The sequence below is a fragment of the Sphingomonas faeni genome, assembly GCF_024273235.1.
In the GTDB taxonomy this organism is placed as follows: Bacteria; Pseudomonadota; Alphaproteobacteria; order Sphingomonadales; family Sphingomonadaceae; genus Sphingomonas; species Sphingomonas faeni_A.
This window is the reverse complement of record NZ_JANBVH010000023.1, coordinates 71,571-78,502: the sequence shown is the minus strand read 5'-3', so window position 1 is coordinate 78,502 and position 6,932 is coordinate 71,571. Positions and strand designations below refer to the sequence as shown.

Annotated in this window: 7 protein-coding genes; 1 reads left to right on the top strand and 6 read right to left on the bottom strand. The window is 58.1% G+C overall.

What is annotated here, in order from left to right; all coding sequences use genetic code 11:
- Positions 1–465: 465 nt before the first annotated feature.
- The 4 genes from NLI89_RS13625 to NLI89_RS13610 form a co-directional block, all read right to left on the bottom strand.
- Entirely contained in the window at positions 466–1,605 is a 1,140-nt protein-coding gene (locus NLI89_RS13625; protein ID WP_254687506.1) for an SGNH/GDSL hydrolase family protein, read from the bottom strand.
- Between the two features lie 80 nt (positions 1,606–1,685).
- The gene (locus NLI89_RS13620; RefSeq protein WP_254687505.1) at positions 1,686–2,684 is read right to left on the bottom strand and encodes a glycosyltransferase family 2 protein; all 999 of its coding nucleotides are present in this window, start codon (positions 2,682–2,684) and stop codon (positions 1,686–1,688) included.
- Positions 2,674–4,107 (bottom strand): sugar transferase, encoded by a 1,434-nt coding sequence (locus NLI89_RS13615; RefSeq protein WP_254687504.1) that lies wholly within the window; start codon positions 4,105–4,107, stop codon positions 2,674–2,676. Before NLI89_RS13615 ends, NLI89_RS13620 begins: the two co-directional genes overlap by 11 nt.
- A gap of 362 nt (positions 4,108–4,469) precedes the next feature.
- Positions 4,470–5,132, bottom strand: coding sequence for a rhamnan synthesis F family protein (locus NLI89_RS13610; protein WP_254687503.1), 663 nt, complete (start codon positions 5,130–5,132; stop codon positions 4,470–4,472).
- A gap of 227 nt (positions 5,133–5,359) precedes the next feature.
- Between NLI89_RS13610 and NLI89_RS13605 the strand changes: the two genes are divergently transcribed.
- Positions 5,360–5,557: a hypothetical protein gene (locus NLI89_RS13605; protein WP_254687502.1), complete on the top strand. Its 198-nt coding sequence runs from the start codon at positions 5,360–5,362 to the stop codon at positions 5,555–5,557.
- Between the two features lie 31 nt (positions 5,558–5,588).
- Here the strand turns inward: NLI89_RS13605 and NLI89_RS13600 are convergent, their stop codons facing one another.
- Positions 5,589–5,945: a hypothetical protein gene (locus tag NLI89_RS13600; RefSeq protein WP_254687501.1), complete on the bottom strand. Its 357-nt coding sequence runs from the start codon at positions 5,943–5,945 to the stop codon at positions 5,589–5,591.
- 92 nt (positions 5,946–6,037) lie between these two features.
- Positions 6,038–6,193 carry a hypothetical protein gene (locus NLI89_RS13595; RefSeq protein WP_254687500.1) on the bottom strand — a complete coding sequence of 52 codons (156 nt, stop codon included), beginning with the start codon at positions 6,191–6,193 and terminating at the stop codon, positions 6,038–6,040.
- Positions 6,194–6,932 lie beyond the last annotated feature (739 nt).

The following is a 6,932-nucleotide window of genomic DNA, read 5'->3' as shown; positions in this document are numbered from 1 at the left end:
CTTAAACCTGCTGCGGGCTTTTCATCGGCGCCGCGCTTAGTCGATCATAAATCATTACATCAGAGTACCTTATTATGAATCGACATACTAAGTCTTGACGGGATCTGCCTTGCCTTCCAGTCAGATGCACTCGCCCAAGTCATACTGATACCAATACCGATACTGCGTGACCGCCACCCCTGACGCGATAGTCGTGCAAGACTGTGACCGACCGCCTGGCTTCCACCCAGCGACAACTTCCGGTAGTTCTTGCCGATTGCCACACGTTGGAGCGTCTTACATTGTGCTCGACACTCTATTCGTTACGATCGGTAACGGCGTTGCCACAGCTGTAGTTTACCCGGCGCGGATCCAAAGTTCGACACGGTACCTCGCTTTCTAGATTCCTTCTAGCTAAGCACAATACTTCCGCGGCGAGCCGAGACTAATGAATGAACGAGTTGCAGCACCATTTGCGGCGGAGCATCACGGTATCCATCCCAGCGATTTCAGATGGGCCTTTAAACGCGGCTGGAACTGTCGACTGGATGTGGCTGAGGTGAAGTGTGTGCCATCAGTGGTTGTTCCGGGGCCATTGGTCAGATCGAGCCCGCTTTTGTAACGAAGGTTCGGGTAGCTAGTGGCCACAGCCGCCACAGCCGCCCTCATCGCAGAACGATATTCAGGCCCTGTTGGCAATACTGACACTCCCCCGTCTCCTGCCTCCATCCATGGTTGCGAGATCATCAGCAGTTTGGCGTTTTTACCGGCTCGGTGCGCTTTAAAGAATCCTGCCCAAAAGTCCTTAAGCCGGCTCGTCACCGTGGCCAACGACGTGTGCGCAGTCACATCGTTGGCAAAGATCATGAACGTGGTAATCGTGCCGTTCTCGGCGCCGTAAACAGCGCCGTCCGATGCAATCAAAGTTCGGCCGGCATAGCCTTGGTTGACGAGGCGGTAGCCAATGTCTCGGGCTAGCAGATACGCCCATTGATCAGCAATGCCGTCGACAGCGAAGCCTTGTGTCAGGCTGTCGCCGGCTACAACTAGCAGATCCGCGGGTCGGGCCGTTGCCGTCTTGCCGCTAACGACGAAATCCGCCGATACGCGACGACCAACGATCTCCATCGGCCCATCGTAAGGCCAGACCAGCTCCACATCGTGCAAGGCTCGGTGACCTGGGGACACACGCAAGGTAAGCATACCCTGCGCGCCCGCTACGTCCTTCTCGGATACCAAAACGGGTGCAGCGACCCCATCGACAAGGACAAGCGGCACTCGCGTCACAGACGCGCTGCCTGCAGCGCCGTAAACGACATCCCACTCTATCCACGACGCAGCAATGCGGGTGCGATCGCGCACATTGGGCGTGACGAAGCGTTGGTCCGTTGTCTTGATCGGACGGACGAATTTCAAAGACGTGGTAGTCTTCGTAATAGTCGAGTTGACCGGGAAATCGGTCTGCGTGAATATCGGACTGTCGACGGGAAGCGACTTGCCAAAGCCCGCCCTGCCCCGCCGGTCCGGTGACTGCAAACCAGCGGCAGCAGTAGCGGTCAGCTGCCGCTGGTCTGCGTTGATGCCATGCGCTGGCAAAAGCGCCATAAGGATGATCGAACTGATCAAGAGCAACGCGCTGCGCTGGGCATTCCGTGTGTTACGAGTGTCTGCCTCATGATATGGACGGCCCCGGTAGCGACCTGCGTTTACCGGCCCGCCTGCCGTCGCCAGTAGAAGGGCTGCATGGATAGACGCTGCTTCCAGCGGTTGGACAACTTGGCCTCGCGGCTTCCCATCTTGTATCCACCATATTTGGCGAACGTCCGCACGATGGCGGAAGGCAGTTGCAGAGGATCGTGACGCGCAAGGTAGGCCAGTTCCGACCGGATGAAGCGTAGCCCCTCGCCTTCTGCCGTACCAAATGTGTCGATGAGCCACCGATTACGGCCGTGAAACACGCCGACATCAAAATATCGGCGGAACTCTTCGCCGATGGTGTAACCATGGCTATGGGTCACTTCGGCGTCACCGCGATAGGCGATGCGCCAGCCATCGATCAGCATGCGTCCCGCGACCAATTGGTCTTCGGCGAAAAAGGCATCCTGAGGGAAACCACCCACGGCTGACAGCGCGGTCACCCGGTACGCCGCAAACGAGTCGGAGCAGAAAACCGTCTTTACGCCGCTATGGGCACGGTCATCGAGCCCCCGCGTTTCCGATTGCGGCGGATAATTGACCAATCGCGCATGGCGCTCGATTCCGCGAGCGACAGGTCGGGGCAGCTGTCGACCGTATGCCATCCCCACTTCAGGATCGGCAAAGGCGTCGACCAGCCTTGCTATCGTCCCAGGCCCCTGCGGAATGGCATCCTGGGTCAGCATGACGACGACGTCCGCCTCTGGCCGCATATCGACCGCGAGCTGCCGTGTGCCACCATGGTTGAATGTACTGCGTTCGATGCCAACAACGGTCGCGCCGAATGCACGAAAGGCATCTGCGCTGCCATCGTTGGATTCGGAATCGATGACGAGGAACTGCGCTGGGGCCAAACCCTGTTCCGCCAGCGCCGGCAAAAGGGTCGCCAGATATGCGCGAGCGTTCAAGATGGGAATGACGACCGATACGCGCGCCGGATCGATTGACCATTGAGCGGCGCAAGCAGCGTCGCCCGTAGTTCCGCCTTGGAGGGTGCGATCAGAATGCATTGTCATGTCGTATAACGAATATGGTCCGGAACAGGATCCACAAATCCTTGCTCATCGACCACTCCCTCAGATATTCAAGATCGGATGACAGTCGATTGGTCAAATCGGCCGCGTGGACCGTGGCGCCACGGAACCCGCGCACCTGAGCCAACCCGGTCACGCCTGGCTTGACCGCATGCCGATGACGATAACGTGCATCGATTTCCCAATACAGCTGCTCGGCGGCCTTTGCCGAAAGGGCATGCGGTCGTGGCCCCACCATGCTCATATCGCCGCGCAGCACGTTGATGAGCTGCGGCAGTTCATCGAGGCTGTTGCGGCGGATGAACTGACCGACGCGTGTCACGCGGCTGTCCGTACGGGTCGTAAGAACGCTCGCGGACGCATCGGACTGATCGTTAAACATACTGCGGAACTTCAGCATCATGAACAGCGTGTTGTCACGCCCGATCCGCTGTTGGCGAAAAAGGACAGGCCCTGGAGATTCGAAGCGGATCATCAGGAACAGCACCACCATCAATGGCGAAAGGACCAACAGCGCACTCGCGGAGACGAAAATGTCGAAGAGGCGCTTGATGATGCGAGCGCGAAGATGCAACGGTCCGGCGGACACCACCAGCGTTCGATGACTCTGGTAACGGCTGACCCCGATCATACCGATGCGATCGACATCCGGTGCCAGGATTTCTCCGTCTACTGCCATACTCTTCAGGACGTGCGCCCAGGCTACGATTTTCTCGTCGCGGCAGGCTATCAGGACCCGGTCTGCCCGCGCAACGCGCGTTGCCAGCTTATGATACTGCAGGGGGTCCTCGGTCAGAGGATCGAAGCCGATTTGCTCTGCATTGATGACGATACTGTCCGGCTCGGCTTGCCAGTCGATGCCATCGACCACCACGACGGTACTGAACGGTGCACCACCAAGGCTCCGCAGAAGAATGCGCCCGAGGACCAACCGACCGACGATCAGCAATCCGACTGCACTGACCATGCCCGTCCAAAATATCCACCGCGAGAACGCGGCGCCGACCTTAAAGGAATAGGCAATGATGAGCATCGCCGCGCCGGCGAAAACGATCGCCCGAATGGCTTTGAAGGCCCCTACCCGGGGATCACGAAGAACCTGGGCATTGTAGGAACCGTTAATCGCTGCAATCCAGAAATAAATCGGCAACAGGACACTCAACATGGTCGTGCCGTGCACGGACGACCAGCCGCCGAGATACAGCAGGTTGGCGATTAGCAATCCAAGACCGATCGCAACCGCGTCGGCACCCGCAAGCGCTGCGTAGCACCGCACCCGCTGGGCCTCCATATTGCCCATCGCGCTAAAGGTATCTTGGTCGCCGACGGGGGGGCCTTCAGCTTCGATTGGCATATGGCCCGGGATCGGGTCAGAGCTACGCTTACTTTGAGTCTTCATATAACCTGTTCCGAACGGCTTAGGCGCCGGGTCCAATATTCCCCCTATGCCACAAATGCGAGGCGCGAGAATACGGGAATGGTCGCAGCGCCGTGGCCGTTCGTCCCGTGCCGGGTCGTCAGCGACCATCAGTGTGCAGAATGTCGACCTTCGGACGCTCTCGAACGCGATTCCGATCCGTCTCTCGCCGCACGACGATGATGGGCGTTCCTCAAGCGCTCGACCGCGTTGCGCCGTGCAATGACACGCTTGTCGACCGCCTTGGTCCCGATTCGGCACGGCCAGCGCAATCGCGCATGGCCCTTGTCGTCAGTCGAAATCAACGCCGGGGTACCGCGTCGATAGATCGATGACGACAGACGTTATGGGCGGGGGTGACCGAGATGCTCGAGTATCTCTACGATCGCGGTTCGATCATAAATGTCCGGTCGCCTGTGCAGCAGGGATTTTTTCAGAAAGGGAAATCCCCCTTCGATCAGGGAAAGGGCGCAGAAGAATGATGGATCCACGTTCGCCGTGGAGTCCGAGAACCATTTCGCACCGACCGACATGTGCTGACTAGCAACGCGTGCCAGTCGAGTTTCCTGCTGAAAAATCACGTCCTTGTATCGGTCATAAGCATAATCGACCGGAAGCACGGGCCTAAGCGCTCTCTCGACACGCGCATCGACGTTCTTCACGATGAAGGCATAGGACTGGATATGGTTTTCGATCATCGACTGAGCTGTGTACCCGGTAAAGTCCCAGGGGGCTGAAGCAAACTCGTCGTCAAGATCGGTAAATGGCCCCAAGACGGAATCGTTAATAACGAACACATCGCATCCAGGGCTATCTGCGACAATACTCCGCAGGCTCAAGGCGTAGGCGGAAAAATCAAACCCGTTCAAGCTCTTTGAAGCGACAGCATCGGCATAATCGTAGATCGTGGATGGAACCATGGCACCTGAGGGCACGGCACAGACTACGAACAGACCGGCATCGAGCTGTGCCAGCTTCTCCAGCGTAAAACGGTGTGCTGGCGTCACTATTCCATCGGGAAGATAGGCAAAGTAGAGTACCCAGCGAGATCTCGGGACTGGCCGCTTCAGAATGTGTTGTTCAGGAGGGGGCCGGCGACCTGTAAGCGTCGCCTTCAACCGGTGAGCGAAGGCTCCACGCCAGGGCGTCGAGGGAACGAACGTCCAATCGGGAACGAGCACGTCACGAGACTGAACCGTCTCTACGACGGGGCTGACGTTTAGAAGCGAAAACATTGCTGATCGACGCCTACTTCGTACTGGATGGAGAATATGTCGCGGTGGCTGAACCAGCCGACAGCCGTTGTCGAGAGTCTCGCGGCAATATCGAGATTTTCAACGGTCACGTGGTCTTTTCGAAAGCTGCGAAACGCGATGATAATGCCCTAGACCAACCGCGCTATGGCACTGCGTCTCAGCGAGGCATCGCCTAGACACACATAGGCAAAATCGGCGATGTGGATGCTATCTGCTATGGTCCGGCGTGCGTTTCACCGGCAACTTGTCCGCAACCTTGGCAGGGACTTCAGGTGGAGGCAAACCGACGGGTTCGTCCCTCTTGGCTTCCAGTGCCGCAATCCGACCCTCGAGGATCGTAACGTCCGAGGCTTCGAGCTTTGCGGACAGCGTATCGACCTGTTTTTCAAGCGCCGACAATCGTGCGCGATCGGTATCGCGCTCGGCCGCTGCGAGCATGTCGTTAGCCACCATGCGCCCCTTTGCCGCGGCAGCCTGAGACTGATCGACAGGCTTCGCTGGCGACTGGTCGCAGCTGGCGAGAATCGCAGCGGCCATCAGCGGAAACAAGATTGAACGGTTCATTTGATCTCCCTGCGATACCGGTTCACGCGACGCAACCGCGCTGGATCAAAATGACCTAGCCCGTGCAGTCCTCTTCTGTTCGGCAAAGGGGGCTAAGCGATAGCCGTCTGCGGTCGAGGGCAGCCCCCTTCCCTGAACGGCTTCTCAATGCCCCCGTAGTTGGCAGACCCGGGCAGCATCGCCACCATCAGCACACCTTCGGCAAGTTGCCACGGCATGATCTGCGGAAAGGTCAGCAGCAACATCATCGCGCAGGTCGGCCACAGATATAGGTGCCGTAGCTGATGCCCCATTTATCGTTGATATGTTTACCCCCCAAAACCGCAGCGCATCGCTATTAGAAAAGCGGAATCGTTCCCAAAGCCGGTAGGGCGATGCCGCGAAAAATCTGCGCAGCCCTTTCAGACCTTTACGGGGCAACAATACCGACCGTGTAAAATCGTGGGCGACTGGTAGTATTTGCAGATCATAATGAATTAGAAAGAGCCCCATTCTGACCTGCCGCCACCTTACAGACATGGACACATGCCGAATTAGAATGTAGCATTTCCGGATAATACCGGGGGAATGCATGAAGGTCGGAGAAATGACGTCGCGTACGCGGCGCGTGCGCATGTGTGCGTTACAGACAAGCGCTTTGGTCGCGACGTTTCTTGTTGCGGGCCCCGCATTTGCGCAGTGCTCCCCAGACCCTACAATCGCCAATGCCACCACGACCTGCAATGATAGCGATACTGACGGGGTCCGGGTTACAACCTCGAATACACGCGTCGTCGTCGCTAGCGGCGCGACGGTGCGCCCAGGGAATGCCCCTGCCGCGATAACCAGTTTGGCAAACAGCGCGTCGTTCCAGGTCGATGGGATGGTTGACGGAGGCTCTGGCAAGGCTGGGCTGTTCATTACGACGGCCGCTCCATTCACCTCGCCATGCGATCCGTATTCTGGCGCTTCGGTTAACTATTGCGTCCCCGGCTCGCTCCAGACGAA